Raw genomic sequence first — 15,027 nt, 5'->3', positions numbered from 1 at the left:
TCGGGATGGGTGCGGGGGTCAGAAGGCGCTGGGGACCGTGAGGGAACCGGACTTCACGCGGTCGGCCGCCTTCTGGAGCTCGGTGCGGATCTTCTCCGGCACGATCTCCTGGAAGTGGGCGTCGTCGACGTAACCGACCGCGTCCTCGGCGAGTCCGACGCTCTGCACGGCGCCGTACTTCACGGCGTCCTTCTTGTCGTCCTCAGCGGCCCGGTAGAGGGCGTTGCCGACGTTCTTGAGGATCGAGGTGACGACGGTGTTCTTCTGCGCGTTGTCGGTGAGGGTCTGGTACTGGTCGGAGTCGACGCCGAAGGTGTAGCGGCCGGCGCTCGCGGCCGACTCGAAGGTGCCGAGCCCGGAGAGCCCCGCGACCGGCCAGACGAGGGCGGCTCCCTGCCCGTACATCGCGGTGGAGATCTCCTTGCCCTTTGCGGGGTCGCCGAAGGGCTTGTCGCCGCCGACGTACTGGGTGAGGACGTCGGAGTTCTTGCCGCCGGCCGCCTTGAACCCGGCTTTGAATCCGACGATGAAGTCCTCGATGACGGGGATCTTCACGCCGCCCACGACGCCGACCTTGTTCAGGGATTCGGCACCCTTGAGGGCTTTCTCGGCGACCAGCTTCTCGGCGAGGAATCCGGCCAGATAACCGCCCTCGTTCTGCTTGAAGGTCACCGAGTAGACGTTCTCGCACTTGTTGGAACAGCCGTTCTTGCCGGAGTAGTCGACGGCCGAGTCGAACACCCAGAACTTCTTGTCCGGGTACTGCGGGGCGAGTTCGCCGATGTAGTCGGTGACGTCGAACGTGCCCGCCGCGAGGATGTCGTAGTCGTCGGCCGCCGCCGCGTCCTCGAATCCCGGCTCCCACTTGGTGCGGTCCGAGCCCAGCTCCACCACCTTCAATTCGTACCCCAGCTCGCTCTCGGCCCGCTTCAGCCCTTCGTACGCGGAGTCGAAGAACGACTTGTCGCCGAGCCCGCCGTTGACCACCAACTTGATCCTGGGCTTTCCGGAGGAGGCCGCCCCGGAATCATCGGATCCCGAACCCCCGCACGCGCTCAGCACCAACATTCCCGCCACCGCGGCGGCGGCTCCCGGTCCATAACTACGGCGACTTCTCATCACTGCCGATCTCCTGATCATTTTTTTCCTGCTTTCTCTGTCAGCTCTGCCATCTGCCATCTGCCATCTGCCTTCGCTTCCGGCCTCGCTTCCGGATTCGCTTCTGTTCTCAGCGACAGTAGGAAGTGCAAAACGTTTTGGCTACGTCGATCGGTTTCTGTTTGATTTCTTCCCGGGGAATTTCAGCCGTCGGCCCGGAGAGCGGCCGCGGCGATGCGGACAGCACGGTCGAACCCGGTCTCCCGGTCCGCGGCGGACAGGGCCGCGCCGGTGCGCACGTGGTCCGACACGGTCAGCACGGCGAGCGCCTCGCCGCCCTCCGCCGCGGCCACGGCGTACAGTCCGGCCGCCTCCATCTCGACGGCGAGGGTGCCCCGGCGTTCGAGGGCGTCGAGGACCGTGGGCCGGTCGAGGTAGAAGTGGTCGCTGGAGAACACCGGGCCGATGTGCACGGCGGGAGGGTCCGAGCCGGCCGGTCCGCCCGGTTCCTCCGCCTCGGCAGCGTTCGCCGCGTCGACGGCCGCGCGCAGCGGCCGGTAGGAGGCGGCGAGGGAGAGGGTCACGCCGTCCACCAGGAGGCGGCTGACGCTGGAGTCGGTGTGCGCGGCGGAGGCGATGACGACGTCCCGGAGGGCGACCGAGGTGGTCAGCGCGCCCGCCGTGCCGACCCGGACGATCCGGCGGACCCCGTAGTACCGGAACAGCTCCGTCGCGTAGATCGACATCGACGGGATACCCATGCCGGAGGCGAGCACCGACATCGGTACGCCCCCGTACGTGCCGGTGTACCCGAGGATGCCGCGCACCTCGGTGACGAGCCGCGCGCCGTCGAGCACTGTCTCGGCGATCCGCCGGGCCCGCAGGGGGTCGCCGGGCATCAGCACGAGGGGGGCGAAGTCGCCGGGGGCGGCGGAGATGTGAGGGGTGCCGACGGCAACGGGAGTGCCGACATGCTCGGACACGGGCACGGCCTGGGGCACGGGCACTGGCTCGGGCTCGGGCTCGGGCTCGGGCACGGGCTCGGGCACGGCCTGGGGCACGGCCTGGGGCACGGCCTCGGCGGCCGTCACAGCTCCTCCCCCGCGAGCCAGCGGACGAGGCGGTCCCACAGCTCCGCGTAGCCGTCCCATTCCAGGAACGGGGGCGGGGCCCAGTGCGGGGCGACGTCGGAGGTGAACGCGGCCGAGCGACCCGTGCCGTGGTCGCCGACGGCCAGCAGCGGATGGCCGTCGCACTCGGCGAGCAGCGCGGCCTCCGGTCGTACGGCGACCTCGTTGAGGCCGAGGAGGGCGGGCCAGGCACGGTCCAGCCCGGCGACGACGGGGTGCCCTCCCACCACCTCGGGGACGGCTCCGGCCGGCAGCTCCACCCGGTCGTCGCGGTCGAGCATCGCCACCGGAAGGGCGGCGGCCAGCGGCGTACGCCCCCAGCGCGCACGGGCGTCGATGCCGCTGAAGGTCAGATAACCGCCGATCATCAGCACGCCTCCGCCGCGCTCGACGAAGTCCCGCACCAGCTCCGAGCGGTCGGGCGCGGGCTCTGACCGGTTGAAGGTCTCCGGCGGCAGCTGGAAGCTGTTCGCGCCGACATCGCTGATGACCACGACGTCGAACGCGTCGAAACCGTCGGCGGTGTCAGGGACCCGGGTGGGTATCTCGTGCGCGGGCACGTACGTGACGTCGTGGCCGCGTGAGCGCAGCGCGTCGAGGAAGACGCCGCCGCCCTCGGTGTACTCGGCGGTGTGGAAGGCGTCGAAGCCCTTCTGATGGACCGTGTACGTGAACCAGGACTCGCCGACGACGAGGACTCGGGGCATGGACGAACCGACTTTCTCTCAGGGGGATTCGGAGGGGCTCGGGGGCATTCGGAGGGGCCCGGGGGTGTGTTCCGAGCCGTGTCCGGGCGCCTCGGGGCACGAGGACATGGCCGCGTGGCGCGGCAACGGTGATGACGAGGCGGTGACGGTGACGGTGGCGGAAGCGGTGACGGAAGCGGTGGCGGTGCGGTGGTTCAGCGGGCGGCGGGGGGCGCCGTGCTCCCGCGTACCTTCAGCTCGACGGGAAGGGTGTGCCGGGACGCGGGCGGGACCTCGCCCCGGGAGACGTACTGGAGGAGTTGCGCGGTGGCGGTGCGCCCGACGTCGTAGGCGGGCTGGTGGACGGTGGTCAGCGACGGGTTGATCAGCGAGGCGGCCCTGATGTCGTCGAAGCCGACGACGGAGAGGTCCTCCGGCACGGACAGCCCGGCCTCCCGCAGCGCGGCGAGCGCGCCGAACGCCATCAGGTCGTTGGCCGCGAACACGGCGGTGCGGTCCGCGAGTCCGCCGTCGTCGAGCAGTTCGGCGACCAGCCGGTACCCCGATTCCTCCTTGAAGTCGCCCGTCCGCTCGACGACATCGCCGTGGAAGGCCTGCCGGAAGCCGTGCGCACGGGCCGCCCCGCTCCTCAGGTCGCGGGGGCCGGTCAGCATCAGGGCCCGGCGGTGGCCGAGCGCCCGCAGATGCTCGCCGACCAGCCGGCCGCCCGCCTCGTGGTCGGCGCTGGCGATGAGCGCCCTGCTCAGGCCCTCCACCTCCTCGTCGGCGAGCGCGATCGGGAACTTGCCCATCAGCGCTTCCAGCCGCCGCCGGGACGGAGGCGACCCGGAGGCGTACACCATGCCGTCGATGAACCGGCTGCGGATCATGCCGAGGTAGCGGTCCTCGCGGTCGGCGTCGAACTCGGTGTTGCACAGGATCAGCCCGTACCCGAGGTCGTGGGCGGCATCCTCGGCGCCCTTGGCCAGCTCGGCGAAGAAGGTGTTGCTGATGTCCGGGATCAGCAGGCCGATCACGGAGGTGGCACCGGCCTGGAGGCTGCGGGCCAGCGACGCGGGCACGTACCCGAGCCGGTTGACGACGCTGCGCACCCGGGCGGCGGTCTGCTCGTTGACGGGCCGGTTCCCGCTCAGCACGTGCGAGACGGTGGTGGGGCTGACCCCGGCCGCCGCGGCGACGTCCTTGATGGAGGCGGCCCGGCGCACGGCGGGGCGGTCGTGGGAGGTGCCGCGGGTCAGGTCACGGGTCATAGTGCTGCACCGCCCTGCCGTGCGAGGTGTCGAGGATCCGTGCCACGCGCGCGTCCGCGTCGGCGAGCAGCGCGGGTTCGTCGACGGTGAGGAGCCGTCCGTCGCGCATCAGTACCCGCCCGTCGACGATCACCGTGCGGACGTCGGCGGCACGCGCGCTGTAGACGAGCGCGGCACGCGGGTCGTGCAGCGGACGGCAGTGCGGGCCGGACAGATCGGTGAGGACGATGTCGGCGCGCATGCCCGGCTCCAGCGCGCCGATCCGGTCCTGGAGCCCCAGGGCCCGGGCCCCGCCCCGCACGGCCGTCCGCAGGGTGTCGGACACCGTCATCCAGGTCGCGTCCCGCACCGCCTGCTTCTGCGTGAGCGCGACCAGCCGCAGCGCCTCCCACACGTCCAGGGTGTTGTGCCCGGCGGCCCCGTCGGTGCCTACGGCCACCGTGACCCCGGCGCCGAGCAGGTCGCGGACCGGGGTCAGCGGGGACAGCGCGTGCTTGAGGTAGACCTTGGGGCAGCAGGCCACGGCCGTCCGGTCCGCGTACGCGGCCAGCAGCGGCAGGTCCCGCTCGACGATCCCGCAGCCGTGCGCGATGAGGGCACCCGCGTCCAGGACACCGGTGTCGTGCAGCACCCGGATCGGGGTGACCCCCCGCCGCTCCAGGCTGGACTCCGTCTGCTCCAGGTGCTCGGCGGCATGGATGTGCATGCGCACACCGAGCCGCCGGGCGTGGTCGGCGAGGGTCCGCAGGTCGCGGTCGTCGACGGTGTACGGGGCGTGCGGCCCGAGCGAGACGGTCACGCGACCGTCGGCCCCGCCGTGCCAGGTCTCGGCGAAGGCGACGGTGGCCTCCAGCGCCGCGCTGCCGCCGCTGCTGAAGTAGGTGGGCGCGATGTCGGCACGCAGCCCCGCCTCGGCCACCGCCTCGGCGATGCCCTCGGGGTAGAAGTAGTGGTCCGCGAAGGTGGTGACGCCGGACCGGATCATCTCCGCACAGGCCAGCAGCGCACCGGCCCGCACGTCCTCGGCGGTCAGGTTGGACTCCATCGGCCACACACGGTCGTTGAACCACCCCTCGACCGTCACGTCCTCGGCCGCGCCCCTCATCAGCACCATCGGGCTGTGCGTGTGCGCGTTCACCAGACCGGGCAGGGCCAGCAGCCCTCGCCCGTCGACCACCTCCGTGCCCGGCTCCTCCGGCCGCTCCGCCCCCGTGGCCCGGACCTCCACGACGACGCCGTCCGCCACCACGATGTCCCGTGCGGGCAGGACGTCGCACTCGCCCTCCACGGGGACACGCAGCACGTCACAGCCGCGCACGAGGAGGCGGGGGCGGGTGCCGGAAAGGGACGTTCTGTCGCTCATGCGACACAAGCTAGATATCCAAAACGTTTTGCACAACAAGGAGATGCTTCGGATAAGGGAAAGGGCTCGGGATGGGCGGCCCAGGGGCGCGGCCGGGGGCGGGGCGGGGCCGGGGGTCCTGGTCGGCGGCCCGGGGGCCCAGAGGTCCAGAGGGTCGGAGGACCTGGAGCGGGGCCCAGAGGGCCGGGGCGGTGACCGCCGTCTCGCGCCCGGCCCGGGCCCGGCCGGGGCTTGTGTCGGTCCGGCGCCGTGGCGGAGCCTGGCGGAGCCGTCCCGCGCCCGGGGCCGGGCGCGGGACGTGTTGTCGCTACGAGAGCTGGGACTGCACCTGGGCGGAGATCAGCTCCAGGTGGTCCAGGTCGTCGAGGTCGAGGATCTGGAGGTAGACGCGCTGGGAGCCGATCGCGCGGTAGCGGCCGAGCTTGTCGACGACCTCGGCCGGGGAGCCGGCCAGCCCGTTGGCCTTGAGCTCGTCGACCTCGCGGCCGATCGCGGCGGCGCGCCGGGCGACCTCGGCGTCGTCCTTGCCCACGCACACGACCAGGGCGTTCGAGTACACGAGGTCGTCGCCCTTGCGGCCGGCCTCCTCCGCGGCCGCGCGGACCCGGCCGAACTGGCGCTCGCTGTCCTCGATCGAGGCGAACGGCATGTTGAACTCGTCGGCGTACCGCGCGGCGAGCCGCGGGGTGCGGACCGCGCCGTGGCCGCCGATGAGGACCGGCAGCTTGGCCTGCGCGGGCTTGGGCAGCGCGGGCGAGTCGGTCAGCTGGTAGTGGGTGCCCTCGTACGAGAACGTCTTGCCGATCTCGGTGGCCCACAGACCGGTGACGATGGCCAGCTGCTCCTCCAGGCGCCCGAACTTCTCCTTGGGGAACGGGATGCCGTACGCCTTGTGCTCCTCCTCGAACCAGCCCGCGCCCAGGCCGAGTTCGACCCGGCCGCCGGACATCTGGTCGATCTGCGCGACCTGGATGGCGAGCACACCCGGCAGGCGGAAGGTTCCTGCGGTCATCAGGGTGCCGAGGCGGATGCGTTTGGTCTCGCGGGCGAGCCCCGCCAGGGTGATCCAGGCGTCGGTGGGGCCGGGCAGTCCGTCCGACGAGCCCATGCGGAGATAGTGGTCGGAACGGAAGAACGCGTCGAATCCGAGGTCCTCGGTCGCCTTGGCGACGGTGAGGAGGGTGTCGTAGGTCGCCCCCTGCTGGGGCTCGGTGAAGATGCGAAGATCCATGCCTCCATCCTGCACGCTGACCCCCCGGTCAACGGCACCGGTCCCGCTGGTGCCTTGGGGCCACGGTCGGGTGAAATTCCGTCAATCCGGCGCCCGGGGCGGACGGCGTCAGTGACCGGCCGGAACGGTGATCGTTGCTCGGGAGGAGCCGGACCGCCCGGCACCCGTCGCCGGCGGTCGCTGCCGGGACGCCCGCACCACGTGCCCCCTCGGGGGGCGAGGGCCGAGGAGGCCGTCACATGTCCCAGGAAGCCGTGCCGGAGCAGGCTGTCGTGCCTGCGCAGCCGAAGGGTCTGCTCCAGCAGATGGAGGAGCTGATGGCTGCCCTGAACGCGGACCTGTCCCAGCTCGACGCGGAGTTCTCCGCACCGCGCGCCGCCTCCTCGGAGGAGAGCGGACCCGCCTGAGGTTCTCCGAGCCACGAACATCGACGCCCGGCCGCGCCGTTCCGGCCGGGCGCTCACCGTGGTCGGGGGCCGCGCCCCTCCCCCGCCCGCCGAGGTGAGTTGTTCGACTGCGGGTGAGTGGGGCCGGTCGTGCGGTTCCCCGCGCCCCTCGCAGGCAGGGGGATGCCCCTTTCCCAACGGCTCACCCCGCCGCCGCGTCTCTCTCCGAGAGGACCTGGTCTCTGACGGCCAGGCGGCGCAGCATTTCCAGCACCCGGTCCCGTGCCTCGTCCGCCGCGTCGATCGCCTCCATGCACTGCCAGTACGTCGCCTCGTCGTCCGCCCCGCTCGCCAGACCCACGAGCGCGATGCCGACCTCGCCCAGCAGGCCCCCGAGCCGCAGCAGCGACTCGTGGGCGTCGCCCAACTCGGTGAGCTGGGCGGCGCGTAAATCGCCCACACCGAGCGGCGGGGCGCCGAGTATGCCGCAGCCGCTGCCGGCCAGCTCGGTCAACCCCAGGGCCTCACCACGCAGTTCGGGAGGTCCCGAGACCGCGAGACGGCTCCCGATCGCCTGGGCGAGGGCATAGGACTGCCACGCCTCCGCCATGATCTGAGGTCCCTCGACGCTGCCCGCCAGAGCACGCCTGCTCGCGAAGATGAGCCGCACCGCATCCATGCGCTGCCCCCGACTTTCCCCGACGCGCTCTCACACGTCCGCCCGAACTCCTGCCTGTTCATTACCCACAGTGAGGGCCGCTGAGACAGAAAGCCAGAGGAAGCCTGAAATCTGTGGATAACAAGTCGGCTGTGGACAACTTTTCAACTCCGGAGAGTGACAATCGGATGGGGGTGCTCAGCGTCGAGCGTCCTCAGGGTCGCCCCGATGCCGGAAATCTCCGTTCGTTGCGGTCGATCTTCGCATCCAGCGCTGACAACGGGTCGATCCCCAGCACCTCGCAGAGCTGGAGCAGATAGGCGAGCACGTCGGCCACCTCGTCCGTGACGCGGTGGGCGGTCTCCGGGTCGGACATCACACGAGCCGACTCCTCCGGCGTCAACCACTGGAAGATCTCGACGAGTTCGGACGCCTCGACGCTCAGCGCGGAGACCAGGTTCTTGGGCGTGTGGTACTGCTGCCAGTCCCGGGCGGCGGCGAACTCGGCGAGCCGCCGTTGCAGCGCCGCCAGGTCCGGCTTCCGCTCGGGGGATTCAGGATCTTTCACGGTTCAGGTCTACCACCGTCACCCCCGTCACTCCGGCGGCCCAGGAGGCATCGCTCACCGCGCCGACGAGCCGGATGTGCCCGCGTTCGCACATCCGGGCCGCCAGCCGCACCAACTCCCCCGCCTGCCGGGGGTCCAGGGCCCGGTCGAAGCCGTCGGCGAGGACCGTGAGCGTCTGCAGAGCCGCCGGCACCTCCGCGGCCTGGTCGACCTCCAGCACCCCGGGGCCGGTGAAGAGCACCAGCGACAGCGCGAGATACCGCAACTCGCCGTCCCCGAGCAGGCCCAGGGCCGTCCGCACACCGTCACCCCGGTCCAGCACCGCCCGCACCGCGCCGTCCCGCAGCGGCTCGGCGAGCAGATCGAGGACCGGCCCCGCACACCCCTCGCGCACCGCGCCCACGAGCAGCGCGTGCCGTCGGCCGCACTCCGTCCGCGTACGCCACAGCACGTCGGCGAGGTTGTCGCAGCCCCGCAGCAGCCGACCGGAGCCGAGCGGCACGGCGGCGCGCATCCGGCCGGGGCGGGGATCACAGGCGTAGACCGAACGGAGGGCGACCACCATCTGCTCGGCGGCGGCGAGGACCCGGCGCTGGCCGTCCGTCTTGCCGGCGACGCGGAGCGGGAGCAGCGCCGTACCGAGGCGGTCGTCGGGCAGGGGGCCGCGGGTGACCGGTGAGGAGCCGGCCGTGTGCCAGGCGGCCTGGACCACGGGGCGGCTCGGATCGACGAGCGCCGTCTCCAGCAGGGTGAGCCCACCGCATGTCAACCGCTCGCCCACGATGCGGAGTTCGGGCTCGGCCTGGACGGCGACATCGAGGTGTACGGGCCCCTCGGGGCCGTCGGCCGTGCAGCCGATACGGAAGCCGCGGCGCCGCTGGGCGTCGGGGCGGGCCCGTTCGGGGACGCAGCCAAGCGGGTCTGGGAAGACCTCGTCGAGACGGGCGCCCCCACCGAGCCCGGCGAGCGCCTCGTACGCCCTGAGCGCGGTGGTCTTGCCGCTGCCGCTGCGCCCCGCGAGGAGGGTCAGCGGCCCCAGTGGAAGGAAGGCGTTGCGGTGTCCGGCGAAGGCGGAGAGCCGCAGTTCGGTGACGCTCGGCCGCTCCGGACGCACCCCGGCGTCCACGCCCGGCACCACCGGCGAAAGGGATGACACGGTCATATGCGGACACTAGGAGCCCGCGCCGCAGACAAACCGTTCCGCCGAGTGGATCTTCCTACGATCGAGGGAGCGCCCACCGGGAACGAGGGCGCCCCGCCCGCACGGGCAGCGCCCCGAACCCCCGCAGGCGCCCTGCTACCCACGCCCCATGAACCACGCCCCATGAACCACACGCCATGAACCACACGCCATGAACCACACGCCATGAACCACACGCCATGAACCACACGCCATGAACCACACGCCGCGAACCACAGGCCGCCCATCCCGAGCCCCGACGCCGCGCGCTCAGGCGCACCCGCCGCGCAGCCGCCGCGCGCGTCACACCCCCGGGATCCCGGCACCCTCCATCAGCCCCCGCACCTCGGTTCCCGGAGGCGTGAGAAGGAACACGTTCCGGTCGACCCGGTGCATCCCCGAAGCCAGACCGAAGACGACGCCCGTGCTGAAATCCAGCACACGCTTGGCGGTGTCGCTCTCGGCGCCCGACAGGTCCAACAGAACCGGAACGCCCGCCATCAGCGTCTCCGCCACCTCGCGGGCGTCCGCGAAGACGTTGACGCGCAGCACCACGAAGCGGCGTCGGGCCTCCGTCTCGGCTTCCGGTATGGTCCGATGGCCGACCGCGGACGGCCAGGCGTCCCGGCCCCGCAGCGGCACGACCTGGGCGAGCCCCTCCCACTGTTCGTCGGTGACATCGTGGCTGTTCACCCTGTTCACCGGCCTTCCCCCTGGCTCGCACTGAATGACTGCATCAGCCAATTCTTACGCATGGTCACCCGTTCGGCCCAACAGCGACACGGTCCGCGACTCCTCCGTCCCGGCCGACGGCCGGAACCAGCCCTCACAACCCCTCCCTCGGCCGTGTGTGGCGGGCGTAACGCCTCATGATCGGATCATGTGACACAGGCGTAACGGGCAATTCGTACGATCGAGCCTGCCGGCGGCGATCCGGCGACTGAGCGGCAGCCGACCGGCAGCCGTACCAGACGGCGACCCGCCATCGTGCCGGACGGCGAACGGCAGCCGTACCGGACGACGAGCGGCCGTCACGCAGGAAAGCGCCGGCCGCCGCACCGACAGCGCCCGGTGGACCGACCGGATGCCTGACCGGATGCCTGACCGGATGACCGACCGAACGGACGAACGACCGGACACCCCGGACGCCGACAGAGAGGGGCTGCCCGTGGCCGCACAGGGCCCGCAGAGCACCACGACCCAGGTGCGGACCGTGTGCTCGTACTGCGGTGTCGGCTGCGGCATGCTCCTGGACGTCGGGATGGGGCCCGACGGCCGGCGCACGGTGCTGAAGGCGTCCGGCGACAAGTCCCACCCGGCGAACTTCGGCCGCCTCTGCACCAAGGGCGCGACCACCGCGGACATGCTCGCCGCGCCGGGCCGCCTCACCACCGCCCTCGTGCGGGACGACCGGGGCGACGAACCGGCCCCCGCGCCCGTCTCCGACGCGATCGCCGGGACCGCCCGGCGGCTGCGCGCGATCATCGACGAGCACGGGCCCGACGCGTTCGCCTTCTACGTCTCCGGCCAGATGAGCCTGGAGGCCCAGTACCTGGCGAACAAGCTGGCCAAGGGCTTCATCCGGACCAACCAGATCGAGTCCAACTCCCGGCTGTGCATGGCGAGCGCCGGCACCGGCTACAAGCTGTCGCTGGGCGCCGACGGCCCGCCCGGCTCCTACGAGGACCTGGACCGGGCGGACGTCTTCCTCGTCATCGGCTCGAACATGGCGGACTGCCACCCGATCCTGTTCCTGCGGATGATGGACCGGGTCAAGGCGGGCGCGAAACTGATCGTCGTCGATCCGCGCCGCACGGCGACCGTCGAGAAGGCCGATCTGTTCCTGCAGATACGTCCGGGCACGGACCTCGCCCTCCTCAACGGCCTGCTGCACCAGCTGCACGCGAACGGGCACACCGACGCCGGCTTCATCGCCGCCCACACCGAGGGCTGGGAGGCGATGCCCGAGTTCCTCGCCGACTACGCGCCGGACGCCGTCGCCGACATCACGGGCATCGCGGCGGACGACATCCGCGAGGCCGCCCGGCTGATCGGCGAGGCCGCCGAGTGGACGAGCTGCTGGACCATGGGGCTCAACCAGTCCACGCACGGCACCTGGAACACCAACGCGCTCGTCAATCTGCACCTGGCGACCGGTGCGATCTGCCGGCCGGGCAGCGGCCCGTTCTCGCTCACCGGCCAGCCCAACGCGATGGGCGGGCGCGAGATGGGCTACATGGGGCCGGGGCTGCCGGGTCAGCGGTCCGTGCTCGTGGACGAGGAGCGGGCGTTCGTCGAGGAGCTGTGGGAGCTGGCGCCGGACAGCCTGCGCAAGGACGGGGTCGGCAAGGGCACCGTGGAGATGTTCCAGAAGATGGCCGACGGGGAGATCAAGGCCTGCTGGATCATCTGCACCAACCCGGTCGCCTCCGTGGCCAACCGCAAGACCGTGATCGAGGGACTGGAGGCCGCGGAGTTCGTCATCGCCCAGGACGTCTTCGCGGACACCGAGACCAACGCCTACGCCGATGTCGTCCTGCCGGCCGCCCTGTGGACCGAGTCCGAGGGCGTCCTCATCAACAGCGAGCGCAACCTCACGCTCGCCGCCCCCGCCGCCGACCCGCCGGGCGAGGCGACGGCCGACTGGCGCCTCATCGCGGCCGTCGCCCGGGAGATGGGCTTCGAGAAGGGCTTCTCGTACGACAGCGCCGAGCAGGTCTTCGAGGAGATCAAGCGGGCGTGGAACCCGAAGACCGGCTGGGACCTGCGCGGCGTGACGTACGACCGGCTGCGGTCGGGGTCCGTGCAGTGGCCCGCGGCTTCGGAGGACGGGCCGGCGCGCAACCCGATTCGCTACGTGGTGGCGAACGGGGACGCGAGCGCTGACGACGACGGGGACGGCGCGGCGGGCGGCGAGGGCGCGACCGGCCGGGGGTTGCTCTTCCCCACGGCCAGTGGCCGGGCCGTGTTCCACGCACGTCCGCACCTGCCGCCCGCCGAGATGCCGGACGACGACTATCCGTTCGTGCTCAACACCGGTCGGCTGCAGCACCAGTGGCACACGCTGACGAAGACCGGCAGGGTCGCCAAGCTCAACAGGCTGAACCCGGGGCCGTTCGTGGAGGTGCATCCGCAGGACGCGCGTGAACTGGGCGTCGCGGACGGGGACTCGGTGGAGGTCGCCTCGCGGCGGGGGCGGGCCGTCCTGCCGGCGGTGGTCTCCGACCGGGTGATGCCCGGGTGCGTGTTCGCGCCGTTCCACTGGAACGACCTCTTCGGGGAGTACCTGAGCATCAACGCGGTGACGAGCGACGCGGTGGACCCGCTGTCGTTCCAGCCGGAGTTGAAGGTGTGCGCGGTGTCCCTGGCGAAGGTGGCCGCGCCCGCGAGGGTCGCGGCGCCGGCCGGGAGCGAACCGACCGGCACGTCGACGACGGCCACGGGGACACCCCTCGTACCGGCGACGCCCCCGCTCCCCGTGCCGGCGTCGGTCACCGTGCCGACCCAGGTCGCCCTCGGTGCCAACCCGTTCGGTCTCGAACCCTCGCCGCCGCCCGTCCTCTCCGCCCAGGAGCGGCAGTACCTCACCGGGTTCCTCGCCGGACTCGGGTCCGGGGTGCAGGGGGTGCCCGTGCTGCCGGCGGACGCGCCGTTCGCGCCCGAGCACGCGGTGTGGGTGAACGGGGTGCTCGCGGGGATGTACTCGCGGTCGGCGGCGCCGAGCGCGGAGCCCGCCTCCGTCGCACCGGCCGGACGCGAGGTCGTCGTGCTGTGGGCCTCGCAGACCGGGACGGCCGAGGAGTTCGCGACGGCGGCCGCCGAACATCTGGGGGCGGCAGGGCACCGGGCGACGCTCGTCGGGATGGACGAGGCCGCGCCGGACCGACTGCCCCTCGGCGCCGACCTGTTGCTGATCACCAGCACCTTCGGGGACGGCGACGCACCCGACAACGGTTCCGGCTTCTGGGACGCGCTGTCCCGGCAGGAGGCCCCCCGCCTGGACGGCGTGCGCTACGCCGTGCTGGCCTTCGGGGACTCCTCGTACGACGACTTCTGCGGGCACGGTCGTCGCCTTGACGCCCGGCTCGGCGAGTTGGGCGGCGTGCGGCTGGCCCCGCGCACGGACTGCGAGCCGGACTACGAGCCGTCGGCGGACGCCTGGCTGGGCCAGGTCATCACCGCGCTCGGCAAGGGGACGGACGGGGGCGAGGGCCCCACGGCGGGCGGACCCACGGCCGCGGGAACGACGCCCCAGGGCTCCGTCACCATCGCCCCTCCCCGGGTCACCGCACCCACGTCCACGCCCGCCCCCCGCTCCGCGAGGCCCGCGCCCGCCACCGCCCGGCTGGTCGGCAACCGGCTGCTGAGCCTGCCCGGAGCGGGCAAGGAGGTGCGCCGTTTCACCTTCGACACCAGCGGGACGGGACTGTCGTACGAGGCGGGCGACGCGCTCGGGGTGCGGCCGGTCAACTCCCTCGGCCTGGTCGCCGAATGGCTGGCCGTGACCGGTCTGGACGGCTCGGCTCCCGTGAGCGTCGACGGGGTCGGCGAGGTGCCGTTCGACCAGGCGCTGCACCGGCATCTCGACATCACCCGGATCACCTCGGACCTGCTCCGCTTCGTCTCCGAACGGACGCGGGACAACCGGGAGTTGAAGAAGCTCATGCGTCCGGACAACAAGGACGGGCTGGCGCAGTGGTCCTGGGGGCGGCAGGCCGTCGACGTGGTCGCCGAGTTCGCCGTACGCGCCTCCGCCCAGGAGTGGGCCGGTGTCTTCAAGAAGCTCCAGCCCCGTCTGTACTCGATCTCGTCGAGCCCGCTCGTCGACCCGCACCACATCTCGCTGACGGTGTCGGTCGTGCGGTACGAGAATCTGCACGGGCGCCCGCGCGGCGGGGTCTGCTCGCCCTTCCTCGCGGACGGCGAGACGGACCTGGAGGTGCCGGTCCACGTCCAGCGCTCCCCGCACTTCCGGCCGCCCGCCGATCCGGTGACCCCCATGATCATGGTGGGCCCCGGCACCGGCGTCGCGCCCTTCATCGGCTTCCTCCAGGAACGGCGGGCCCTCGGCCACCGCGCGCCCAACTGGCTGTTCTTCGGCGAGCAGCACCGGGCGACGGACTTCTACTACCAGGAGGAGCTGACGGTGCTTCAGGAGTCAGGCGTGCTCAGCAGGTTGGACACCGCCTTCTCGCGCGACCAGCGCGCCAAGGTCTACGTCCAGGACCGGATGCGCGAGCACGGCCCCGAGCTGTGGCACTGGCTCCAGGACGGCGCCCGCTTCTACGTGTGCGGCGACGCCTCCCGGATGGCGAAGGACGTCGACCGGGCCCTGCGGGACATCGCGATCACCCACGGCGGGATGACCGAGGACGAGGCGGCCGCGTACGTGAAGCAGCTGAACACGGAGAAGCGGTACGTGCGGGACGTGTACTGAGCGGTGCCACCCCGGCCCG

12 protein-coding genes are annotated in these 15,027 nt (G+C 71.9%); 2 read left to right on the top strand and 10 right to left on the bottom strand.

Annotated elements, in window-relative coordinates; translation table 11 throughout:
- Positions 1-18: 18 nt before the first annotated feature.
- The 6 genes from GWK25_RS10865 to GWK25_RS10840 all read right to left on the bottom strand — a co-directional run bounded on the left by GWK25_RS10865 (position 19) and on the right by GWK25_RS10840 (position 6,779).
- Positions 19-1,119, bottom strand: coding sequence for a BMP family protein (locus tag GWK25_RS10865; protein WP_215449596.1), 1,101 nt, complete (start codon positions 1,117-1,119; stop codon positions 19-21).
- 182 nt (positions 1,120-1,301) lie between these two features.
- Positions 1,302-2,189 (bottom strand): purine-nucleoside phosphorylase, encoded by an 888-nt coding sequence (deoD, locus tag GWK25_RS10860; RefSeq protein ID WP_308404210.1) that lies wholly within the window; start codon positions 2,187-2,189, stop codon positions 1,302-1,304.
- Positions 2,186-2,935 carry a glutamine amidotransferase gene (locus GWK25_RS10855; RefSeq protein ID WP_215449594.1) on the bottom strand — a complete coding sequence of 250 codons (750 nt, stop codon included), beginning with the start codon at positions 2,933-2,935 and terminating at the stop codon, positions 2,186-2,188. Before GWK25_RS10855 ends, deoD begins: the two co-directional genes overlap by 4 nt.
- 194 nt (positions 2,936-3,129) lie before the next feature.
- The gene (locus GWK25_RS10850; RefSeq protein ID WP_215449593.1) at positions 3,130-4,185 is read right to left on the bottom strand and encodes a LacI family DNA-binding transcriptional regulator; all 1,056 of its coding nucleotides are present in this window, start codon (positions 4,183-4,185) and stop codon (positions 3,130-3,132) included.
- The gene (locus GWK25_RS10845) at positions 4,175-5,548 is read right to left on the bottom strand and encodes an amidohydrolase (protein ID WP_215449592.1); all 1,374 of its coding nucleotides are present in this window, start codon (positions 5,546-5,548) and stop codon (positions 4,175-4,177) included. Before GWK25_RS10845 ends, GWK25_RS10850 begins: the two co-directional genes overlap by 11 nt.
- 307 nt (positions 5,549-5,855) lie before the next feature.
- The gene (locus GWK25_RS10840) at positions 5,856-6,779 is read right to left on the bottom strand and encodes an LLM class F420-dependent oxidoreductase (protein ID WP_215449591.1); all 924 of its coding nucleotides are present in this window, start codon (positions 6,777-6,779) and stop codon (positions 5,856-5,858) included.
- Positions 6,780-7,018: 239 nt separating this feature from the next.
- Between GWK25_RS10840 and GWK25_RS10835 the strand changes: the two genes are divergently transcribed.
- A complete protein-coding gene (locus GWK25_RS10835; RefSeq protein WP_215449590.1) occupies positions 7,019-7,186 on the top strand; it encodes a hypothetical protein in 168 nt (55 codons plus the stop codon).
- A 181-nt stretch (positions 7,187-7,367) separates the two neighbouring features.
- Here the strand turns inward: GWK25_RS10835 and GWK25_RS10830 are convergent, their stop codons facing one another.
- From GWK25_RS10830 to GWK25_RS10815, 4 genes are all read right to left on the bottom strand, one after another.
- Positions 7,368-7,844, bottom strand: a complete 477-nt coding sequence (locus GWK25_RS10830) for a DUF6099 family protein (RefSeq protein WP_033525220.1) — start codon at positions 7,842-7,844, stop codon at positions 7,368-7,370.
- Positions 7,845-8,037: 193 nt separating this feature from the next.
- The gene (locus GWK25_RS10825; protein WP_215449589.1) at positions 8,038-8,391 is read right to left on the bottom strand and encodes a nucleotide pyrophosphohydrolase; all 354 of its coding nucleotides are present in this window, start codon (positions 8,389-8,391) and stop codon (positions 8,038-8,040) included.
- Positions 8,378-9,553, bottom strand: coding sequence for an ATP-binding protein (locus tag GWK25_RS10820; protein WP_215449588.1), 1,176 nt, complete (start codon positions 9,551-9,553; stop codon positions 8,378-8,380). The genes GWK25_RS10825 and GWK25_RS10820 overlap by 14 nt, the downstream gene beginning before the upstream one ends.
- Before the next feature lie 321 nt (positions 9,554-9,874).
- Entirely contained in the window at positions 9,875-10,264 is a 390-nt protein-coding gene (locus GWK25_RS10815) for a cell division protein SepF (RefSeq protein ID WP_184903789.1), read from the bottom strand.
- A gap of 475 nt (positions 10,265-10,739) precedes the next feature.
- Between GWK25_RS10815 and GWK25_RS10810 the strand changes: the two genes are divergently transcribed.
- The gene (locus GWK25_RS10810; protein WP_308404480.1) at positions 10,740-15,008 is read left to right on the top strand and encodes a bifunctional nitrate reductase/sulfite reductase flavoprotein subunit alpha; all 4,269 of its coding nucleotides are present in this window, start codon (positions 10,740-10,742) and stop codon (positions 15,006-15,008) included.
- The last annotated feature ends 19 nt before the right edge of the window (positions 15,009-15,027 follow it).

The sequence above is a fragment of the Streptomyces sp. ATCC 21386 genome (assembly GCF_018728545.1).
Taxonomy (GTDB): Bacteria; Actinomycetota; Actinomycetes; order Streptomycetales; family Streptomycetaceae; genus Streptomyces.
This window is presented reverse-complemented; position numbering and strand designations above follow the sequence as displayed.

What these genes read in the sequence shown, in the direction of transcription:
- GWK25_RS10865 (WP_215449596.1), bottom strand. Translation starts at nt 1,119, where the DNA reads ATGAGAAGTCGCCGTAGTTATGGACCGGGAGCCGCCGCCGCGGTGGCG.
- GWK25_RS10855 (WP_215449594.1), bottom strand. Translation starts at nt 2,935, where the DNA reads ATGCCCCGAGTCCTCGTCGTCGGCGAGTCCTGGTTCACGTACACGGTC.
- GWK25_RS10850 (WP_215449593.1), bottom strand. Translation starts at nt 4,185, where the DNA reads ATGACCCGTGACCTGACCCGCGGCACCTCCCACGACCGCCCCGCCGTG.
- GWK25_RS10845 (WP_215449592.1), bottom strand. Translation starts at nt 5,548, where the DNA reads ATGAGCGACAGAACGTCCCTTTCCGGCACCCGCCCCCGCCTCCTCGTG.
- GWK25_RS10840 (WP_215449591.1), bottom strand. Translation starts at nt 6,779, where the DNA reads ATGGATCTTCGCATCTTCACCGAGCCCCAGCAGGGGGCGACCTACGAC.
- GWK25_RS10835 (WP_215449590.1), top strand. Translation starts at nt 7,019, where the DNA reads ATGTCCCAGGAAGCCGTGCCGGAGCAGGCTGTCGTGCCTGCGCAGCCG.
- GWK25_RS10830 (WP_033525220.1), bottom strand. Translation starts at nt 7,844, where the DNA reads ATGGATGCGGTGCGGCTCATCTTCGCGAGCAGGCGTGCTCTGGCGGGC.
- GWK25_RS10820 (WP_215449588.1), bottom strand. Translation starts at nt 9,553, where the DNA reads ATGACCGTGTCATCCCTTTCGCCGGTGGTGCCGGGCGTGGACGCCGGG.